The sequence below is a fragment of the Halorarum sp. SLYT50 genome (assembly GCF_059821265.1).
Genome location: NZ_JCAMRW010000002.1, coordinates 339,080 through 356,307 on the forward strand (window position 1 = coordinate 339,080; position 17,228 = coordinate 356,307).

Genomic DNA, 17,228 nt, shown 5'->3' on the forward strand with positions numbered 1-17,228 from the left:
GGACAAACCGCTTCGGTTGGTGTACACCAAACGCCGGGTCAGGCGTCGGGTGTAGGGAGTCGCGAAGAGAAGGGGCGGTCGTCGACGTACGCGGCCGCCAACTTGGCTTCGGCGCGGCGCAGGCGGTACGAGAGCGTCGATCCCGGGATACCCAGTTCGTCGGCCAACTCGTAGGTTTCGACTGCTCGGGGGGTCTCGTAGTAGCCACGCTCGACCGCGGCCCGGACTGCAGCGTCCTGCTCGGGTGTGAGAGCGTCCTCGTCGGTGCTCGTTGGTCCGTCGGACGTGCCACCGACGCGGACGAAGTCGACGCCGGTCGTCTCGTCGATCTCCTCGACGATGGCTTCCCGGAAGGCGTGATAGGTCGTATCGCCGGGTGCGATGATTCGCCACTCGTAGCGACGACCGGTCCACGTCGTCTCGAAGATGAGGCCGTCACCGAAGTGGTCGAGCGCGAGATGCGGGATGGAGACACACGAGGGAGTCCGCATCCAGTAGGAGTAGAGGACGAGCGTGTCGCCGGTCCGATCGAGTACCTGTGTCTCCCAGTCGGCCTCACAATCGCGGCGTGCGAGACAGTCGGTGTAGTACTCGGCGTTCGCGACTGTCTCCGCGAGAGCTTCGAGCGCGTCTTCGTTGCCGCTGACGTGGTCGACGCGCCAGAGGTTGTCGGACGTCACGTGGCACGAGAGCGACCGAATCGTCGTCTCGGGATTGGCGGCGAGAATATCTGCGACCGCATTCGTGTGGGGGGCGTATTCGAGGGCGAAGACGAGTTCGCGCATATGGGGTAGAGGCGGTACAGCGAGAAAAACGGTCGTGGAACCGGTCGTCGGAGTGGTCGGGCTGGCGCGTCGCGTCTACTCTCCATGCGTTGAGACCCGTGGTCTCAACTTTGAGCTCTGTACCTCCGAAGCTGCCAGATTCGTGCGCCAGTAGTCCTGCACGAGAGCCACTCAGACGGCGAAACTAAGCGAGCGACGGTAGCCGTCGCGGCCGCGGAGGGACCCCGAGACGTCTCAGTATCTGAACGAAACTACCTCGATGAATGAGCGCGATGACGGGCCCGCGCCGACGTGATGCGTGACCTCATTCAGGACGAACTCGCGGGGATTTCGATGAGTGTCTCCACCGCTCTCTTTCGAAACGAATGTCGTGTGCAACTCGGGGCTCGCGAGTAGGCCTTGACCGCCGAAGATGACAGATAGAAACTACGTTTACTATCGGGGACTTCGTTAGCTACGGCGAGCATCGAACATTCCCTTCCGAGTCTTTAATCCTCTCGCCATTTGTAGACGTCTTCGGATCCGCAGTTCGGACACTCCGACGGGAATCCGTCCTCGAGTTCTCCCATTTCTCCACAGTTATTACAGCGCCACATGATGTACCCCTCTCCGAACTCTTGACCCGGGTCCTGCTCTTGGTCCGACGTGTTAGGGCTCTCTTCGTCGGCCTCTGTCACTTGACTCCCCTCGACATCCGAGTCTGTAGCTGTAGCATGGCCCTCCTCGTTCACGTGTTGAATATCTTCGTGGATGGAAACTTCGAACCCTTCGCTCGTCAGTCCAGCTATCACACCCAGTTCGTTGCCTGCGTGGTCGTACACAACGGTTCCCGTCTCAAGTGGAACCGACTCATCGGATGATGCAGTCTCTCTTGACATGGAATAGACAAAGAAGTACACACGATTGGTTTTGATGGCCAGAATGTGATACGTGTCATGTAAATTGGGGTGTTCGAGGGCTGGCAGGGCTGTTCTCATAGCGCCCATTATTACTATAACCGACTTCGAAACCCGTCCCAAGCAATCAGAGGGGTTACTCCTGTTACTCCCGTGTGCCTGTGTGGGTTTCATCAATGTCAGAGTGTCCGGTGTGCGGAATGGACGTCGACGACAGCGATCCACCAGCACAGACAGAATATGAGGGTGAGACGTACACCTTCTGTGGAGAAGGGTGTGAGGACAAGTTCGAAGAAAATATCGAGCAGTACGCGTAATCGCTCGGGAGCACAGGCCAGTTTTTCGAGAGCGGCTGTGACGACCGTGTTCACCTGAGCAAAATCGTGGGGACTGTGTATCGATCACGCCACGGAGTTGTCCAATTCGAACGTGAGCATGATGCGAACGTCGTCTAGCGAAATTATCCCTGCGAGGGTTTCGTAGTCATCTACCACGGGGACACGTCGAATCCCAACGTCGCCTAGCGTTCGGATCACTTCGAGAACACGAGCGTCATGGGTGACGGTGACGAGTTCGTCTTCATCCGTCATGAGCCCCATGACCTGTTGGTCGGTGATATCGGGCGTGTCACGCAGCCTCGGTGCGATTTTACGGTCGGTGATGATCCCGGTTGGGCGTTCATCCTCAACGATAGCGACGCTCCCGACGTTTTCGTCGACCACCTTCTCAACGATGTTCGAGATGGCTGTCTCTCGGGTAGCAGTTACGACATCGGTCTCCGCGATTTCTCGGATAGTCATTGTATAGGTCCACATCTCGCTACCACGACAAGGCGTAAGTCCGAGCCACTCGCCGTAAGAAGTACTAACACGAGAATCCTCCGGCAGGTATGAATCGAATTCATCGGTTTCGATTATTTGTCGTATTCCGGAAGTAGGTGCCGTAATCTACGATAGCGTCCTCGCTCATACACGGACGAGTACTGTGCCAACGTATATTGCCCAAGTCGACGTAACAGAGGATCAGTTTCAGAACCCTCAAGAACTCATCGCCGTCTGGGGAACAATCCGTGAAGACGTCGAGCAGATCGGTGGTGAACTCATCGATACGTACGCTATCATGGGGGATTACGACTTCCACGTCGAGTTCACTGTCGACAGTAGCGACGAAGCGTTTCAAGCGACTCAGATCATCGAGAGTCACGGACTCGACACGAAAACGATGGAAGCGCTCCCCCTCGACCGGGTGGGGACGCTCGTTGACGACGTTTAGATCGATTCCACGATTCCACGGGGTTGAGACCAGAGTGACGGCAATCGGATCGTGGGACAGACAACCTACCATCGACGATGGTGGTTGCGTTTAGTTGCTTTCGCTATCCCTTTTGCCCCCGTGAACGAGCAACCGGTCGGACCCTAGCTATCCGAGCTCGTACCCGAGCTCGCGGATGGTACGCTTGATCTTCTCTTCGGAGAGTATGTCGTAGTCGTAGCGGATCTCTGCCGTCCCGTCTTCATCAATTTCTGCGCCCATCACCCCATCCAGATCGTCTAATTCGTTTCGAATCTTCTGGATTTCGCTATCGGACTCGATTCCTCGAATGGTGATGTCCGCTCGGTTTTCGGCCATACCTTCCATCTCTCCTATTGGGAAGATGATTCTATCGGCGCTAGGGAGAGCAGTCGTTGTACTCAAATTCACCTCTCACTGCAGGATGGATTCGTCGATCGGGGCCGCGGAATCTGTAGTCGGTCTTTTCGACGAGGACTGTCGACTCCCTACCTAATCGGTCATACGGATGACCGGGAGCGAAGTGTTCGTCGCATCCGTACCGAGTGTCGACTATCTCGTGGGGAATCGCTTCATGTCTGCGGTATCGTTGACTGATGTCGTTGATTCGATACGCGCCCCAGTGGCGAGTCGTAACCGGGTTGAGACCGTCGAGTCGGCGACGCCGAGTTTCGTGCTCAGTTCTACGAGTGTCGTCTCGCGCGGCACGGCGAAACAACCGTCACTGAGCGCCGTTTGGAGGGTCCGAACCTGCACGCTCGTCAGACCGACGCGTGTTCCGTCGTCCGAGTCTGTCTCTCCGTCCGGCTGTCGCCGACCGTGTACGGCGATTGCTCCGACTTCGAACCCTCGTTCAACGCACGCCTCGTAGAATCCCGAGACTCTCGAGATTCGAATTGGAACCGTAGGAGCCACGTCTCGTCGTGTCGCCGTCCATCCGCCACCCCCGCGTCGAACTCGAGAAAGTCTCAACGAAGCCGTTTGCATCCGGCCCCCACTCAACGCGGAACAAGACCCTATCAGTTACCTCGTCGACTCGGTTGACCTCTCCGGCGTTATCACTGGCGCACAACTCCGCTTCGACCCCATCGCTTCTGCCGGAGGGGACCCAGAAGTACGGGAGCGCGGGTTCGCCCATGGGTACCATCTAGTCGAGGTCAACTTCGAGATCCCCGACGGCTCCTAGTGCCCACCCGAATGCGAAGCCCTCATCGGTGACCGAAGTATCCGCAGTAGTCGTCATCTCGCCCCTTGACGGTTGTCTCTGAGAGGGTACTTGTTCCCGTCAGTCTCTTCGAACTGAGCATCCGAGCTCCGCCGGTCGAACTGGAGCGTACCAGGTGTCTGTGGGCGTCCATTCTACGTCTAGCCAGTCGGATGTTCATTCTGGAGAAGATAACCATCCCCGTATAACTGATTTGGTCGTGACTGTCCGACTAACTGGTCGTTCGCGGAGACGTCGGCCGGCTCTTGAGTCCTCAATTATTGATTCATGTGATTAGATGCATCGAGAAAAGGTCTCTCGTCCGAGGCAGCCGTCAGTATATCTACCGGTGATGAACGAACGGGGGGATTCGACATCGGCCCCCAGGCGCTCTCTGAACGATTTCGCCGCGCCCAAAGGCAACTCGTCTCGGCGATGCTCAGTTCAATCGACAAGGCGTAACGGTAGAATCTGTTGTCGTTACAGCAGTATCGCAACTGGTTTTCACCCACTTGGTGGCAACGCCTTTATCATCCTCCATCGTCAACGGTGGTTACGGGACTCAATAGCACACAGCACGTGGTCGTCCTCTATCAGGACGGGGGACGATGAATGCGACTGGCCCGTCACGGTAACACCATTCATTCGCGTGACCGCTATCTGGAGTACAGTACTCAGTGTACATGTGTTCCGCAATAGGCGCCAGCCACTAATGACACATCCACGTCCCGCTAAATCCAACTCCCATTACCCCGACTTCGCTGTCCGACACCGCGACTCCAATTCTCCTTCCCGCAGTAGAACGTGGTTTCAGGCGACGAGGAGAGGGCAATGAGCGTCGTAGTAGCGGAATTCTCCGTGCCGAGCGATGCGTTCGTCATCGGACAGGTACTCCGAGACGGGGAGGACATCCACATTGAAGTCACGCAATTCGTCCCGACGAGTGGACTGCTCGTCCCGTACTTCTGGGTCGAGACGGACGATTTCGGCGGGTTCGAGCGATCCGTCCGGGTCAACCAGAACGTCGAAAGTCTCACCGAACTGGACAACGGTTCGGATAGAGCCCTCTACAAGATCGAGTGGGCGACCGAGGTCGACGGCTTGCTCGCTGCGTTTCAAGAGCACGACCTCATCGTTGAGGAGGCGACAGGGACTCCTGAGTCGTGGCGCTTCCGCGTCCGCAGCCCCGCCCGAGAGAACCTCACAGCGTTTCGACAGACGAGCGAGGACCACGGAATTCCCCTCGACGTACACCGCGTCTGGAATCCGAACGACCCGGATGTGAATCGCTATGGACTGAGCGGGAAACAGTACGACGCAGTGAGAGTAGCCTTCGCCGACGGCTACTTCTCCGTACCGCGCGAGACGACACTCGCGGCACTCGGAGAGACGCTCGACATCACCGGCCAATCGTTCGCCCGGCGCCTCGCACGCGGGCTAAGGAATCTCATCGCAGAGACGGTGATGAGAGACACCGCAAAGTAACGACGCTCGGCCGAGTAGGGGCTGCTGTACTACGGCGGAGGCTGCCCAGCGAAGGACGTTCATATGAACGCAGTAGGTTTTCGGCCGTACGGCTACTACTAACCCAGTGATGCGAGTGGACCGGAGCGGTCGAGTACCCCGTTCGAATCCCTCCCGAACAGACAGCGGCGGTAGACGAAACACGACTACCGACTCGACGTTTCAACTGATAACGATTCAACCAGAGGGTCGGATACCTACCGGGAGCATCTGTGAGTCTCGGCTGGATACGAGTCGAGAAACCCGCGATCGGGATGGAACAGTTCAGAGTGCCCGTAGTCCCTGCCGCCTCCTCGCCGTAACAGAGAACGCTTCACAGTTCGGCAGTATCGGAGGGACGTATTCGTGAAAAAGTACTGTGTCGTCTGTGACTGGTCGGTGAGCACAGCGGAGGGCCATTCGAGGGCCGAGTGTAGTTATCGTGCCATTGACCACTTCGTCGACACGGGACACGGAATCGAGTCAAAGGGACGCATAGAACCGATACAGAACTCGACTTCCGGAGCCGTCGCGGCTCAGTCACAATCGGCACTGGGTGGGGTCGAAGATCGGACCGGGTTCGATCCGATTACGGGCACCTATCACGCACAACACGACTGGACGGATTCGATCCCACTCGCTTCCTCGATCAGAAGAGTCGTTGCGGCGATTACGGGTAAACAGTCCCCTGAGAACGTGACTATTGGAGCTACGCTCGATTCGCACGCGCTCAACGCACTGTTTCGCCCTTCCGGAGTAGATCGATTACGCTCTGTTGGTTGGATTTCGTTCCCCGGTGGTGAGTGGGATGTGACCGTCCACGCCGATGGGGATATCGTTCTGTGCCCATCTGATTCGTCTCGTACCGAAGACGAGAGATATTCACCGTACAGTCCGGCTCAGTACAACGCTCAAGCGTCCCGGGAGTCCGATATCGAACTGCTAGACGACGATACGCCACCTCAGTGCTGCGGCGAGGCGAGAAACGGATCGCACAGCGACGCCGAATCTCACACATATCGAACCCAGCATGATTGGGCCGGGTCGCGACCCCTCGCCGCTACCGTCGTTTCTGCGACCGCGGCAGTCGCGGAGATGGACCCGAGAGAACTCGAATCGCTCTCTGATAGTATCGACCCGGACGCCCTCAACGCGTTGTTTCGGCCAACGGATGAACCGGATCGGGCCGAGGGACGGGTCGCGTTTCCGTTCGAGGGGTTTCGGGTGGTCGTCCACGCCAGCGGGACGGTTCGTATACATGCCCCAGATCCACAGTAGGATGGTCGAGAGTACTATCCCGGTACGGATCCAGGGCGCCTTCGACTGAGACCGAGTGAGGCTACAAGCCGTATCTCGTCGAGTACCGGTCCTGTCTGCGGCCGTTTAGTGATATTTCGCCCCCGATTACATCAGTACGGGTGTAATGGAATGGTTCCAGTCGGGTGGCTTTCGTACAGTATTCGGTCTCGTCCCCGAGTGAGCACGTACCTGACCCGGCCCGGGCATTGGAGTAGTAACCTACCCACACCCGCCGCTCATCGAGGGCAGTTCGGACCGGTGAGAAAACGTCGGGCAGTAATGCTCGCCAGAAGCACGGTGACCACCTCACAGCAGTAAGTGTCGGCCTAGATACGGGAGACAGCACTTCAATCGTCTCTACCTCTGTTTGTGACGCATCCGACCCCACCGCGCGGCATGACTGATGAGGGGTGGCCAAGCGTATATTATCTTGGACGACTACCGATTGTGGATGGGATACTTGATGAATGTGTTTAATAATTACGGTAAGAAATCGAAGGAGCTACAGCGAAACGCCGAACGACTGGATGGCGTGACTACTGTTTCCCTCGCTGAGTTATTCCCTCCAGCGTTCCTGCAGGCCCATACCGTGTTCGCGTCGTGTGACGAGATGCTTGAGGAGAGTCCTTGGGAAATGGAGGCGCGAGACGACTTTGAGGCGATTCCCGACAACGAAGTCGATGGATTCGTACGAGAGTACACCGAGTTCGCGTCGTTCGCCGAGCTGCAGCGAGTCGCCGGGAATGAGTGGGTGAGACGGAACTTCGATAGCAAGTGATGGCAGGCTCAGCCATCGCTCACTCTCATCTCGGAGTAGGGGTGTGTGCAAACAGACGACAGGCGCCTGAGGGCTATCGTTCGCTTGGCTCGCTGATGTTCCGCATTTCCCCACCGCACTCCGGGCATTCACCGGGTTGGCTGTCCGCCTCCGTTCGATGCCCGCAATCTACGCACTCGTATGTATACGGCGGCTCCTCTTCGTAGGGGTCCTCTTTTGCCATATTTATGGCTCCGCACGATGATACCAAAGTTTACTGGTTGCACAGTCCTGCCAGCTATTCAGGTTCGGAGGCGAATACACGCGCTTAGCAGAAGGTACAAGCTGTGGATAGAAGTACGCTGACGGAGCGTACACTCGAGGCGAGGGCCGGACCCAAAAAGACTATCCATATCGAACCCGTTTATACGGTGGAACCCCAACTCCAGTATGTGTTCGCGCTCCAAATATAAAGGGAGCCGATATCCCGGTTCGTGCCGGCGGTAGGGTGTTCGTATCGTCGAAACGCGGAATACATCACGGTGTTCGCGCGTTCCACCGACCAGAACATGTCACCCGCTCAGGGCGGCCAAGAGACGACCGGCGAACAGGATACGAACGACGGGGAGCAACAACGGTTGATTCTCGAGTTCGCGGTGCCGTCCGACGAATTTCTCCTCGCGTCGACGCTCGAAGCGGTCCCGGACAGCGTCGTCGAGTTCGAACAGTTCGTACCCGCCGACGGCGAATCACTCCCGTACCTCTGGACGACGGATACCGACCGAGCGACCTTCGAGCAGGCGGCGGAGAACGACCCGACGATCGAATACGTCGAACGGATCGCGGGATTCTCTACGGGAGCGCTTTACAAGATCGACTGGGCCTGCCGTGGCGACGGGAATACCCTCTTCGAGTGGCTCAGGGCTAGCGATGTAACGGTGCTTCAGTCGGAGTCGTTGGACGGCGAGTGGCTGCTCAAACTCCGACTGCCGTCTCGTGACGAACTCGGCGACCTCCGAGAGTGCTGCCAGGAGAACGACATCGACTTCCGGTTGGTTCGCCTGTTCACTATGATCGAGCCGAAGATGGGGCAGTTCAATATTTCGGAGAAGCAGCGAGAGGCGCTCGTCGTCGCCTTGGAGATGGGATACTTCGAAATCCCGCGCGAATCGACGCTCAACGAGATCGCGGACCAACTCGGAGTCTCGACGAACTCGGCGTCCGAACGGCTCAGGCGCGCACAGACGAACCTCCTGAACAACACCGTCACGATCGGTCAGCCGACGGGTATCGGCATCGACTCCAAGATAGATTAGAAGTCCGTTTCTTCCGTGTGTTCTGGTTCGGGTTTCGGTAACGGAATGCCTCCTCGGGCCGACTGCACCCCCGGTATCGAACTCTGCTTGCCGTTTCTTCAAGTAGATGCGAATCCACTTCGATAGCGGAGACATCCGATGACCGAAAATACGGTGGAAGACTGGTCCGACGCCGCCGAAAGTGCTGAATCGATCGGCCAACTGTTCGAGGCTGTACGGGAGGGCGCTCGATTTACGCTTGTCTGTCGGGATGGGGCCGAGGAGATAGTGATGCGTGTCGAGGCGATGATGACTCCGAAATTCACCTCGGAAGCCGAAGACGATCTCACAAACGGGGATATCGCGTTCTGGTTTCGCGACCTTGACTGGAACGGCGAGGACGAGGCGTTCGGGGTCCTTCGCTATCATCCGAAGTTGGCGAAGATGCCCCCATCCGTACAAGTACACGGTTATTCTCCCAGAGTAGGAGGTAGCGATAAGGTACAGCGGCTCGGTGAGGTAGTTCGCGCTATCAGAGGAGCCGACGAGACCTGAGCTATTGTCAATCGCTGATCTACTCCCTTGGGTAGAGATTATCCGTCTCGCTCACAGCGCTCTTTCTGATAGCCGAGGCAGTTTAGTCAGTAGGGTGCGTGAAGGCGTATCCTCTCGATGGGTGATCTTGGGTATGCGAGCAGTATATCGAGGGAAATCGTACGTGAACAACGTGGTATGCCAGTCCAAGACACGGCATCAGAAGATGTCGTAATGGCAAGTCGAGACGACTCCGTCGGCAATATGACGGAGCAACTGCGCTCGGAGAACGCAGGCCCGTCGTCGTCGTTGACGAGGAGAACCAGTCGGGAGCATCACGGAGATATCGTCGGCTAGTTCGGTGAACACGGCGTTCGCCGCCTACCAGCCGTTGACGACGACGGTTCGTCGGTCGGCATCGTCAACTAGACGGTCTCATCGCGACGGTCGGCGAGCGACTCGATAACATCCCCGATACTATCGAGAGACAATCACCAGACTACCGCCCGTAGCGTATAGCCTTCTCGTTACGCGAGACTCGCGAGACCGCTCGGGTTCCGCTGGCGAAGTCGCATCGGTGAAAGTCCTCACCAGCCTCCGGCGCATCATGGATGGTGGAACTCGATCTCCACCGTCTTTCGGTAAAAAGCCACTACAAGTACTGTGCGTCCCCTTTGGCGCCGGAAAGAGACGTTGCTGTATGGTCTACGACAAGGCTGCCGAACAGGCGTCCGTCGATGCGGACATTCCGCAGTTGGGTTCGGACGGCGTCACCTGGCAGACTTCGTCCTTGAAACGGGACTACGGCCGAGTGAGTACGTTCTGCGAGTACTCAGACAGTCGGGCGGGGAACTTCTACAACAGGAGGTCATCGACTTGACTGGCTGGTCGGGGTCCCGTGTCTCGGCTGTCCTCGCGAAGTTGGAGGAACAGGACCGGATAATCCGCGTCCAGTTCGGTCGTCAGAAGACCGTCTACCTGCCCGAAGCCGCACCCGACACGCGTATTCGGCCGTGAATCTGGAGATTGAACCTGGGTTCGGGAGAGCCATAGGCCGAACGTGACCTCTTGAACGACGACGCTGAGTCGAGGAAAAACGGCTGGAACCTGTCTGAGCAGACTTGAGTTGGGAGAACAATCGGTATTGGCTGCGGGAGTTGGTACGGAAGAGTCACCTCGAACGCGTCTGGGAACGGCGCAAAACCCCAGCGGTTCCGTCGCTGGGGAGACGGGTGAGAACTGCCTCTCGCTTGACGAGGCGTTCGGGCCCTTCGAACAACTGAACAACGGGGGGAGAGCCTGCCAATGAGGCGGACCACTTCGGGGAGATAGAAGGAAACTCCGGGGCTGTGCGACGAAACGGACGTCGAAACAGAAGCGGCGCTCCTAAGTGCAGCAGAACGACTCATTACGTACCACTAAGCGTCACGACCTCTCGAGGTGTCGAGGTTCGCAGATGGGAAAATTCGGCTCCAAGCGGAGGTGCTGTGTATCCTCGGGTTGTCGTTACATACCACTATGTGACGGATATACAGCTGGGTTCCTCGTATCGTCGGCAAAACGTGGGAAAACAACACGGTGTGAAACCGCTTGCCTGACGGACGAGGTGGATGGCCGCTCGCCTTCGAGGAGACCGCGTGGCATTGATGTGGGTGCCAATTTCTCAAGTAACACAATCATCGTGGACCGACGGGTCCTAGCTCTCTTTTCGTGAGATAAAGGGCTCATCTCTGAGGCGAACGGTCTATCTCCAGTTTGTCTCGTTAGACGAGATGAGAAAACATGGGAACTAGCGGGAGTATTGACGGAGCCGAAGGAGACTTTCCGGACGGTGGTAGTACTGATGACGCGCGAGCCACAGTCGTCCGTCCGCCGGCAGGATACGCCGACGTCCTCGCCGACGAGCAACGTCAGGTTCTCCTTGCGTACCTCCACCGAAAAGATGACAACACAGCATCGTTCGTAGAACTCATCGACCACCTCGCGGGGCGCGGACCCTCCCGCCGACAGACTACAGCGGAGAACGCCGCCGTCTCCTTGTACTACGTTCACCTCCCTCGATTGGCGGACGCAGGGCTCCTTGAGTACGACAAGCGGAGCCGCACAGTTCGGTATCGAGAAGACGGGAGCGTCGCGGGTTGGCTAGAGGAGAGCCCGGGCGAGGGGTACTCATTGCCACCGCGATAGCGATACTTCCGATATGAGTGACCGACATCCACACCAGCCGGTGACGACACGGGTCGAATACTGCGACGCGTGCGGTCGGGAAACGACTCACAGAATCGAGATTCACATGTTGGATACAGCGACCGATGGAATCAACGAGCAACACACCCAGTACGCTCAGAGGCCGGGGCGGGTATCGATGTGCCGCCGGTGCGGAGGGAAGGATCTGTCCCTCGCGAACCGCTAACGCCCTCGCCGTCACGAACGATGGGGGCCATCGACAGCCAGACCGATCCACGAATCTCCCCATCCGATACCGCGAGGGAGAACCCCTCGATAGGTGGCACCCCCGACAGAAGGGGGAAGAGAACCAGGAGAACGCGATGCCGCGACTCAAGGGAGATGTAATCGTCGACGGTAGGTGTCGATGGGTTCTCGCCGCGCTCACGAACCTTCTCGATACGGTGTCGTTATCGAGGTGAGTGTACGTCAAACGCGGCTCGCGTGGGATAACAGAGGCCCGGGAGTAGGTGAGAGCGGGGACGTACTCTTGGTGAGAGTCGTAACGGAACGATGTCCGGACTCGCGAGCATACGCGGCACGATATCGAACGTGTCGGAGCGAGTACATCGGACTGACCGAACTGCCTTCAGCGACCAGATCCGATAAGAACAGATGCGCTTTTTCCAACCAACTGTGTTCCTGAAACAATAAAATTAGATTCGACCGTTACGTTAGACATGGGAAAAGGCAGTAGACGTACTGCGTCGTCAATAGTAACTCGAAGCTGAGAAAAGAGTCGTGGTAGACCAACCGCTCCGTCTATCGAGGGAATACGGCGGAACCTCCCCGAATCGTCGAGATGACGCTCACTCATATCGGGCAGCTAGTCGACTTGCTCCAGTCGACCCACTCCTCGATCTGAGGGATTGCTTTTCGCCGCGGGCCGACGAACGGGAACCGTCCCGACTCCAATCGGTCTGTCTCCTCTGGACTCTCGATGGCGACCTACAGTGGGGCGGTCGACTTCGCTGTCCCATCTATCATCGACGGGCGGCAGAAAGGATGACACGCGACAGTGCCATCTACGATTCGGGTGCAGTCCGACCGCATAAACGTACACGAGGGCAGATGGGTGCCGGCCCAAGAACGGGAGCGTCACAGCGAACATTCCAAGGTGACTCCCGCAGACTCGAGAGAGAAGTGAGTAGCGAGAACATTCGACATCGGATAGACGACTGGATGCCGATGGGAGCCCTCTACCAGTGACCGACGGAAGCGACAGGAAACCAGACGCCGATAGGGAGTCAGTTCGAACGGACCGACGGGCCGGCGGAGGCGGATTCGAACTGGACGCGGTGTTCAGTGCGCTCGAGAACCGTCTTCGTCGGCACTGTTGTTACTATCTTTCAGCGCTCGACAGTGAGAGGACGACCGTCGACAAGTTGACCGCTGAGGTAGTCCTGATGGAGGCCGACGCTGATGGCGTCGACCCGGACGACGACTACTACGACCGTACCGCACTGAGTCTTCGTCACTGTCACCTCCCGAAGTTAGCGGACGCGGGAATCATCGCTTACAATCCGGAGGAGGACACGGTGGCGTACAGACGGCAGTCGCCGCTGGACGAATGGTTCGAACAGGCGTGTCAGCGGGAGACACGTGCGGTGGATTCGACATGATCGGTAGTCAATTGGAGGAGACCGAAGTAGAACAATTCGCATCCATCATGCGAGCCGAGCTATCGGCCGACGAGTTCGCTCTCGCGGAGACGTTCGCCGCGGTATCGGACGTCAGCTTCCAGTGCGAGCGAATCGTCGAGAGCGGTGAGCAGGCCGTGATGCCATTACTCTGGGTGTACGATGCCGACCAAGAACCGCTCGAAGCGGCGTTCAAACAGGACCCGAGCATCGAAACTGCCTCGATGGCCGCGGCGTTCGACGATAAACTGCTCTACCGAGTTGAGTGGAGCGACCACGTCAGACTCCTGATCGGGATAATCACGAACGCACGGTCGACGGTACTTGACCTCCACGGTGCCGACGGAACGTGGACGCTCCAGGTGCTCTATCCGGACCGGAAATCGCTTTCGCGCACGCATGAGTTCTGCGACGATCACAGTCTGAAATTGGACGTCCGCTCCATACGCGAACTGGATGCCGAGGGAAGAGACGTCGGCCGCTTCGGGCTCACGTCGAAGCAGTACCAGACACTAACGACCGCGTGCGAACGGGGGTACTTCCAGGTCCCTCGCGAGACCGACCTCGAAATGTTAGCCGAGGAGCTGAACGTCTCCCACCAAGCCCTCTCCGAACGCCTCCGGCGGGCGACCACGACGCTGGTCCGAGAGACATTGTTGGCCGAGTCCGTGTAGCCTGACAGACTGAGCGACCTCTCGTCTACATACCGCCGCTCTACGGCGTTCAAAACCTGTACTGGGATACATCGAACGCGCTTGGGGGACGGGACGGCACTCGAAGAACTCGGCGAGACGATTGCTCGCTCAATTGACGCCACGGAGACGAGACGGACACCTCGTCCCGAGGTGGAGTTGAATTGATGATAGAGATTACCGGATCGGACAACACGCACCACGTCTCGCGCCTGATATCGACTGCCAAATGGTTTTATATTACTGTTAATTCTGTTTCAAATCACTTCTGCCCCAACGACAGAAGCTGCGCTCGAATAAAGGTCGGCTCGAAACTAAGAGGATATGGGACTCCTGACGGACGTGTCGAAACCGAGTGCTTAGTCTGTCGATGGAACGCCTCTACGGGAGAGTGACTTCTTCAGCCAAATGTACGTGTGACGGAGTAATCAGCACCACCTTCAGATAGACCACCTCCCGATCAAGACGAATGGCTCACAGGGGGGTGAAGGGCGAATCGAGTCCGATCGCGTGAAAGATGGTTGGTGTCCGATATGAGAGATGTGGGTCAGAGTTAGTGAAGAGCGCCGTCACTTCGGTCCGCAGCCCAACTCCGGGCTTCTCACCGTTTCGACGTCCGAACGTGATGTCAGATGACGTGGCGGTCGAAACTACGATCGGGTGCTGTCGTCATCCCCGACGGAGATTTCTTCGGGCTCGTATCCTCCCCCACGTTGCGCGTGGGAGTGGCGGAGAAGTGTTACGAACACGGTTCCGCCGATTACGTTTCCTACTGTCGACCAGATGAGGAATATCACAAACGCCCGTAACGGGGTCTGTCCACTGAAGACGCCGAGGAGAACCTCCATCGTGCCCGCGATCGAGTGGGGAAGATGAGCAAAGGAGATCGCGCCAGTCACGATCAGGACGATCAGGATTAGGCTCACGGTGTCGCGTGTCGCGCTCGCGAGCCACGAGAGCAGTCCCATCAACCACCCAGCAAGTACTCCACCGAGCAGGGTCACCCACCACCGATATCGGGCGATCCCGTGAGCGATTTCACCGAGGACGGTCGGCGACACAATCTCGGTCCGTGTGCCAAGGACGACAGCGAATGCGCCGAACAGTACGACGCCAAGGAGGTTCGACGTGTAGACGACGCCCCAGACCTTCGCGAGTTGTCGCCATGACGCTCGCCCGTGGATTACCGGGAGCGTCGCGAGCGTGGTCTGCTCGGTGAACAGGTCAGACTGGCCGAGGATGACAAACAGGAACCCCACGGAGTAGGCGCCTGAGACGAGCAATTCGAGGAGCGGCGCCGGCAGTCCCTCCTTCGGGAGGGTCAACACTGCCGCCATAAGGAACGGCCCAAACCCGATGTCGAGGCCGGCAGCCAACCCGGAGAGGAACAGTCCGCTACTGGGTCGGTGCAGTTCGACCAGTCCCTCCTCGATCTCTTGAGCGAGGATCGTCTGTGGAGATTTCTGTACTTCTCCTGCCTGCCGCATATCATCCTTCTTGTCAGCTAATTCGTCGCTCTCACTCATCGGGATTCCTCCGGCATCCCGAGCGTTGAACAGGCGCGTTCGCCGGCGTGCTGAATTGCGCGCGCGAGATAGATAGGGTAGATACATCCCTGACGTGATTCAAGTTGGTGGCTACGTACAGATCCAGTACACATGCCCAACGTGCAAATCTTCCATTGCCGTCGACCACGTGTTTGATTACCGGTGAGCTAATCCCGGCAGCGACCGAGAAGGTACGAGAGTCTTTCCAGATCATCGATCACAACGACTTATCGGCACGCTACTTGACGAGCGTTGAAAAGCGGACGCACACTTGACCGCTCAGTCGTTGACTAGCACGTCAAGGGCACCGACCCCACCCCGCGCGAGCGCATCCCTAACTACTCATCCGATTTCGTCGGGGTTCCCCGCTTACTCGGCGCGTGTGCCGTGTCTTTCCGCGTTCCGTACAATATCGACGGGTGGGTCGAAATCCATGCCGACGAACTCGTAGTCTACTCCGTCGCCGCCGAACAGGTCGGCGGCGCGGCCGAGTTGGGTTCGGTCGCTGTCGCCCGCGTTCGGAATCTCGGTAGGTCGCTCAGGATTGACCTCCGTCTCGGCTGGGTATTGAGAGGAGGTCACCCGCCACAGCATTTCTCTCGTGAGTGGGAATACGGTGCTCTTGGCGAGCCTACTATTACCCACATCGGATTCAGACTAAGGCACTCATCACGCGTATGCAGGTAGCAGATTCATGGTTATCACTCTCGTCAATCAAATGCCCGGCTCCCGGGTATGACACACTCGGTGTGGCGAAAAGCAAAAGCATTGCCCCGTTGCCGAATCCCACCAGGCGGCTGACGAGGGGCCGCGAGGGGACACAGTCGTGAAGTTAGTCGACTATATCACGCCGGGCGACGCCCCTCGCTTCTTGCAGTCGGCCGAAGCGAGGGCGGTTAGTATGAATTGTGACTGGCCAATGAGGTTCCCCGGAGAGGAGCGGGATCCAAACATGGACAACGAAACGAACGCTACACAGAGGGGTGACGATCACCACGCACCAGCCACCCAAGACTGGTCTGTGGGGGCCGATAGTCGGCAATTCTCTCGAGCCGTTGTACGAAGGAGACGAGATACAGCACGACCAAGCACTTCGGCTTCGTCACAAGGTAGTGCTTCGGAGACAAGAGAGTGATTAACAACTCACCGCGGAGGAACTCACGGCTCGACTGGACACGGATGAGCCGTTCACGCTTATCGATACTCGACGCGAAGATGGTTACGAGGCGTGGAACATCGAAGGCGCACAGGACGTCCCCTTCGAACCGAACGAGTCGATGAGCGATGCGCAGTTCGAGACGGTCAGACAGCTGGTCGATGAGTCGCCCATCACCACGATTTGTGGGAAAGGTATTTCATCGACCTCGTTCGCTCCCGAACTCGATGGCCACGGTTGATACGGTGGTAGTTGAGGTTTCATCACTGCGGTAGTACTGACAACACCTGTCAGAAATACATTCTAGTAAAAACAGCTGCCTCCTCACGCAGTTTAGACGAGATGACGTAGAAGGGAGAACTATTGTCACTATAACCGATGCAAGGACGTAAAATGAGCACGGC

At 57.8% G+C, this 17,228-nt stretch carries 20 protein-coding genes and 1 pseudogene; 13 read left to right on the forward strand and 8 right to left on the reverse strand.

Annotated features, from left to right (window positions below; genetic code table 11):
- Nucleotides 1-38 precede the first annotated feature (38 nt).
- Nucleotides 39-785, reverse strand: coding sequence for a helix-turn-helix domain-containing protein (locus tag AC6RUA_RS17115; protein ID WP_499815556.1), 747 nt, complete (start codon nucleotides 783-785; stop codon nucleotides 39-41).
- A 488-nt stretch (nucleotides 786-1,273) separates the two neighbouring features.
- Nucleotides 1,274-1,855, reverse strand: a complete 582-nt coding sequence (locus AC6RUA_RS17120) for a TFIIB-type zinc ribbon-containing protein (protein ID WP_499815557.1) — start codon at nucleotides 1,853-1,855, stop codon at nucleotides 1,274-1,276.
- Between the two features lie 26 nt (nucleotides 1,856-1,881).
- On the opposite strand from AC6RUA_RS17120, the gene AC6RUA_RS17125 reads away from it, so the two are divergent.
- A complete protein-coding gene (locus AC6RUA_RS17125) occupies nucleotides 1,882-1,998 on the forward strand; it encodes a YHS domain-containing protein (RefSeq protein ID WP_499815558.1) in 117 nt (38 codons plus the stop codon).
- A gap of 84 nt (nucleotides 1,999-2,082) precedes the next feature.
- Here the strand turns inward: AC6RUA_RS17125 and AC6RUA_RS17130 are convergent, their stop codons facing one another.
- Entirely contained in the window at nucleotides 2,083-2,481 is a 399-nt protein-coding gene (locus AC6RUA_RS17130) for a CBS domain-containing protein (RefSeq protein WP_499815559.1), read from the reverse strand.
- Nucleotides 2,482-2,665: 184 nt separating this feature from the next.
- On the opposite strand from AC6RUA_RS17130, the gene AC6RUA_RS17135 reads away from it, so the two are divergent.
- Nucleotides 2,666-2,953, forward strand: coding sequence for a GYD domain-containing protein (locus AC6RUA_RS17135; protein ID WP_499815560.1), 288 nt, complete (start codon nucleotides 2,666-2,668; stop codon nucleotides 2,951-2,953).
- A gap of 147 nt (nucleotides 2,954-3,100) precedes the next feature.
- Here AC6RUA_RS17135 and AC6RUA_RS17140 read toward each other — a convergent pair whose 3' ends face one another.
- The gene (locus AC6RUA_RS17140; protein ID WP_499815561.1) at nucleotides 3,101-3,310 is read right to left on the reverse strand and encodes a cation transporter; all 210 of its coding nucleotides are present in this window, start codon (nucleotides 3,308-3,310) and stop codon (nucleotides 3,101-3,103) included.
- Between the two features lie 213 nt (nucleotides 3,311-3,523).
- Nucleotides 3,524-3,958 (reverse strand): helix-turn-helix domain-containing protein, encoded by a 435-nt coding sequence (locus tag AC6RUA_RS17145; RefSeq protein ID WP_499815562.1) that lies wholly within the window; start codon nucleotides 3,956-3,958, stop codon nucleotides 3,524-3,526.
- A gap of 1,048 nt (nucleotides 3,959-5,006) precedes the next feature.
- Here AC6RUA_RS17145 and AC6RUA_RS17150 point away from each other — a divergent pair.
- The 3 genes from AC6RUA_RS17150 (at nucleotide 5,007) to AC6RUA_RS17160 (ending at nucleotide 7,755) form a co-directional block, all read left to right on the forward strand.
- Nucleotides 5,007-5,660: a bacterio-opsin activator domain-containing protein gene (locus tag AC6RUA_RS17150; protein ID WP_499815563.1), complete on the forward strand. Its 654-nt coding sequence runs from the start codon at nucleotides 5,007-5,009 to the stop codon at nucleotides 5,658-5,660.
- A gap of 417 nt (nucleotides 5,661-6,077) precedes the next feature.
- On the forward strand, nucleotides 6,078-6,956 hold the full coding sequence (locus AC6RUA_RS17155; protein ID WP_499815892.1) for a HalOD1 output domain-containing protein: 879 nt from the start codon (nucleotides 6,078-6,080) through the stop codon (nucleotides 6,954-6,956).
- A gap of 472 nt (nucleotides 6,957-7,428) precedes the next feature.
- Nucleotides 7,429-7,755, forward strand: coding sequence for a hypothetical protein (locus AC6RUA_RS17160; protein ID WP_499815564.1), 327 nt, complete (start codon nucleotides 7,429-7,431; stop codon nucleotides 7,753-7,755).
- A 73-nt stretch (nucleotides 7,756-7,828) separates the two neighbouring features.
- Here AC6RUA_RS17160 and AC6RUA_RS17165 read toward each other — a convergent pair whose 3' ends face one another.
- Nucleotides 7,829-7,978: a rubrerythrin-like domain-containing protein gene (locus AC6RUA_RS17165; protein ID WP_499815565.1), complete on the reverse strand. Its 150-nt coding sequence runs from the start codon at nucleotides 7,976-7,978 to the stop codon at nucleotides 7,829-7,831.
- Nucleotides 7,979-8,303: 325 nt separating this feature from the next.
- Here AC6RUA_RS17165 and AC6RUA_RS17170 point away from each other — a divergent pair, with 325 nt between their 5' ends.
- From AC6RUA_RS17170 to AC6RUA_RS17200, 7 genes are all read left to right on the forward strand, one after another.
- Nucleotides 8,304-9,050 (forward strand): helix-turn-helix domain-containing protein, encoded by a 747-nt coding sequence (locus AC6RUA_RS17170; RefSeq protein WP_499815566.1) that lies wholly within the window; start codon nucleotides 8,304-8,306, stop codon nucleotides 9,048-9,050.
- A gap of 138 nt (nucleotides 9,051-9,188) precedes the next feature.
- Nucleotides 9,189-9,584 carry a hypothetical protein gene (locus AC6RUA_RS17175; RefSeq protein WP_499815567.1) on the forward strand — a complete coding sequence of 132 codons (396 nt, stop codon included), beginning with the start codon at nucleotides 9,189-9,191 and terminating at the stop codon, nucleotides 9,582-9,584.
- 642 nt (nucleotides 9,585-10,226) lie between these two features.
- Nucleotides 10,227-10,580 (forward strand): helix-turn-helix transcriptional regulator, encoded by a 354-nt coding sequence (locus AC6RUA_RS17180; protein ID WP_499815568.1) that lies wholly within the window; start codon nucleotides 10,227-10,229, stop codon nucleotides 10,578-10,580.
- Nucleotides 10,581-11,345: 765 nt separating this feature from the next.
- Nucleotides 11,346-11,750: a DUF7344 domain-containing protein gene (locus tag AC6RUA_RS17185; RefSeq protein WP_499815569.1), complete on the forward strand. Its 405-nt coding sequence runs from the start codon at nucleotides 11,346-11,348 to the stop codon at nucleotides 11,748-11,750.
- A 13-nt stretch (nucleotides 11,751-11,763) separates the two neighbouring features.
- On the forward strand, nucleotides 11,764-11,976 hold the full coding sequence (locus AC6RUA_RS17190; RefSeq protein WP_499815570.1) for a DUF7835 family putative zinc beta-ribbon protein: 213 nt from the start codon (nucleotides 11,764-11,766) through the stop codon (nucleotides 11,974-11,976).
- A gap of 1,018 nt (nucleotides 11,977-12,994) precedes the next feature.
- Nucleotides 12,995-13,411, forward strand: a complete 417-nt coding sequence (locus AC6RUA_RS17195; RefSeq protein WP_499815571.1) for a DUF7344 domain-containing protein — start codon at nucleotides 12,995-12,997, stop codon at nucleotides 13,409-13,411.
- Between the two features lie 11 nt (nucleotides 13,412-13,422).
- A complete protein-coding gene (locus AC6RUA_RS17200) occupies nucleotides 13,423-14,103 on the forward strand; it encodes a helix-turn-helix domain-containing protein (RefSeq protein WP_499815572.1) in 681 nt (226 codons plus the stop codon).
- 668 nt (nucleotides 14,104-14,771) lie between these two features.
- On the opposite strand, the gene AC6RUA_RS17205 is transcribed toward AC6RUA_RS17200, so the two are convergent.
- Nucleotides 14,772-15,647: a formate/nitrite transporter family protein gene (locus AC6RUA_RS17205; protein ID WP_499815573.1), complete on the reverse strand. Its 876-nt coding sequence runs from the start codon at nucleotides 15,645-15,647 to the stop codon at nucleotides 14,772-14,774.
- A 390-nt stretch (nucleotides 15,648-16,037) separates the two neighbouring features.
- Nucleotides 16,038-16,250, reverse strand: coding sequence for a hypothetical protein (locus AC6RUA_RS17210; protein ID WP_499815574.1), 213 nt, complete (start codon nucleotides 16,248-16,250; stop codon nucleotides 16,038-16,040).
- Between the two features lie 575 nt (nucleotides 16,251-16,825).
- Between AC6RUA_RS17210 and AC6RUA_RS17215 the strand changes: the two are divergent.
- Nucleotides 16,826-17,065: pseudogene (locus AC6RUA_RS17215) on the forward strand (rhodanese-like domain-containing protein); the annotation flags it as partial.
- Nucleotides 17,066-17,228 lie beyond the last annotated feature (163 nt).

Coding starts and splice junctions, on each gene's coding strand:
- AC6RUA_RS17115 (WP_499815556.1), bottom strand. CDS start 785: ATGCGCGAACTCGTCTTCGCCCTCGAATACGCCCCCCACACGAATGCG.
- AC6RUA_RS17120 (WP_499815557.1), bottom strand. CDS start 1,855: ATGAAACCCACACAGGCACACGGGAGTAACAGGAGTAACCCCTCTGAT.
- AC6RUA_RS17125 (WP_499815558.1), top strand. CDS start 1,882: ATGGACGTCGACGACAGCGATCCACCAGCACAGACAGAATATGAGGGT.
- AC6RUA_RS17130 (WP_499815559.1), bottom strand. CDS start 2,481: ATGACTATCCGAGAAATCGCGGAGACCGATGTCGTAACTGCTACCCGA.
- AC6RUA_RS17140 (WP_499815561.1), bottom strand. CDS start 3,310: ATGGCCGAAAACCGAGCGGACATCACCATTCGAGGAATCGAGTCCGAT.
- AC6RUA_RS17145 (WP_499815562.1), bottom strand. CDS start 3,958: ATGCAAACGGCTTCGTTGAGACTTTCTCGAGTTCGACGCGGGGGTGGC.
- AC6RUA_RS17150 (WP_499815563.1), top strand. CDS start 5,007: ATGAGCGTCGTAGTAGCGGAATTCTCCGTGCCGAGCGATGCGTTCGTC.
- AC6RUA_RS17160 (WP_499815564.1), top strand. CDS start 7,429: ATGGGATACTTGATGAATGTGTTTAATAATTACGGTAAGAAATCGAAG.
- AC6RUA_RS17165 (WP_499815565.1), bottom strand. CDS start 7,978: ATGGCAAAAGAGGACCCCTACGAAGAGGAGCCGCCGTATACATACGAG.
- AC6RUA_RS17170 (WP_499815566.1), top strand. CDS start 8,304: ATGTCACCCGCTCAGGGCGGCCAAGAGACGACCGGCGAACAGGATACG.
- AC6RUA_RS17175 (WP_499815567.1), top strand. CDS start 9,189: ATGACCGAAAATACGGTGGAAGACTGGTCCGACGCCGCCGAAAGTGCT.
- AC6RUA_RS17185 (WP_499815569.1), top strand. CDS start 11,346: ATGGGAACTAGCGGGAGTATTGACGGAGCCGAAGGAGACTTTCCGGAC.
- AC6RUA_RS17190 (WP_499815570.1), top strand. CDS start 11,764: ATGAGTGACCGACATCCACACCAGCCGGTGACGACACGGGTCGAATAC.
- AC6RUA_RS17205 (WP_499815573.1), bottom strand. CDS start 15,647: ATGAGTGAGAGCGACGAATTAGCTGACAAGAAGGATGATATGCGGCAG.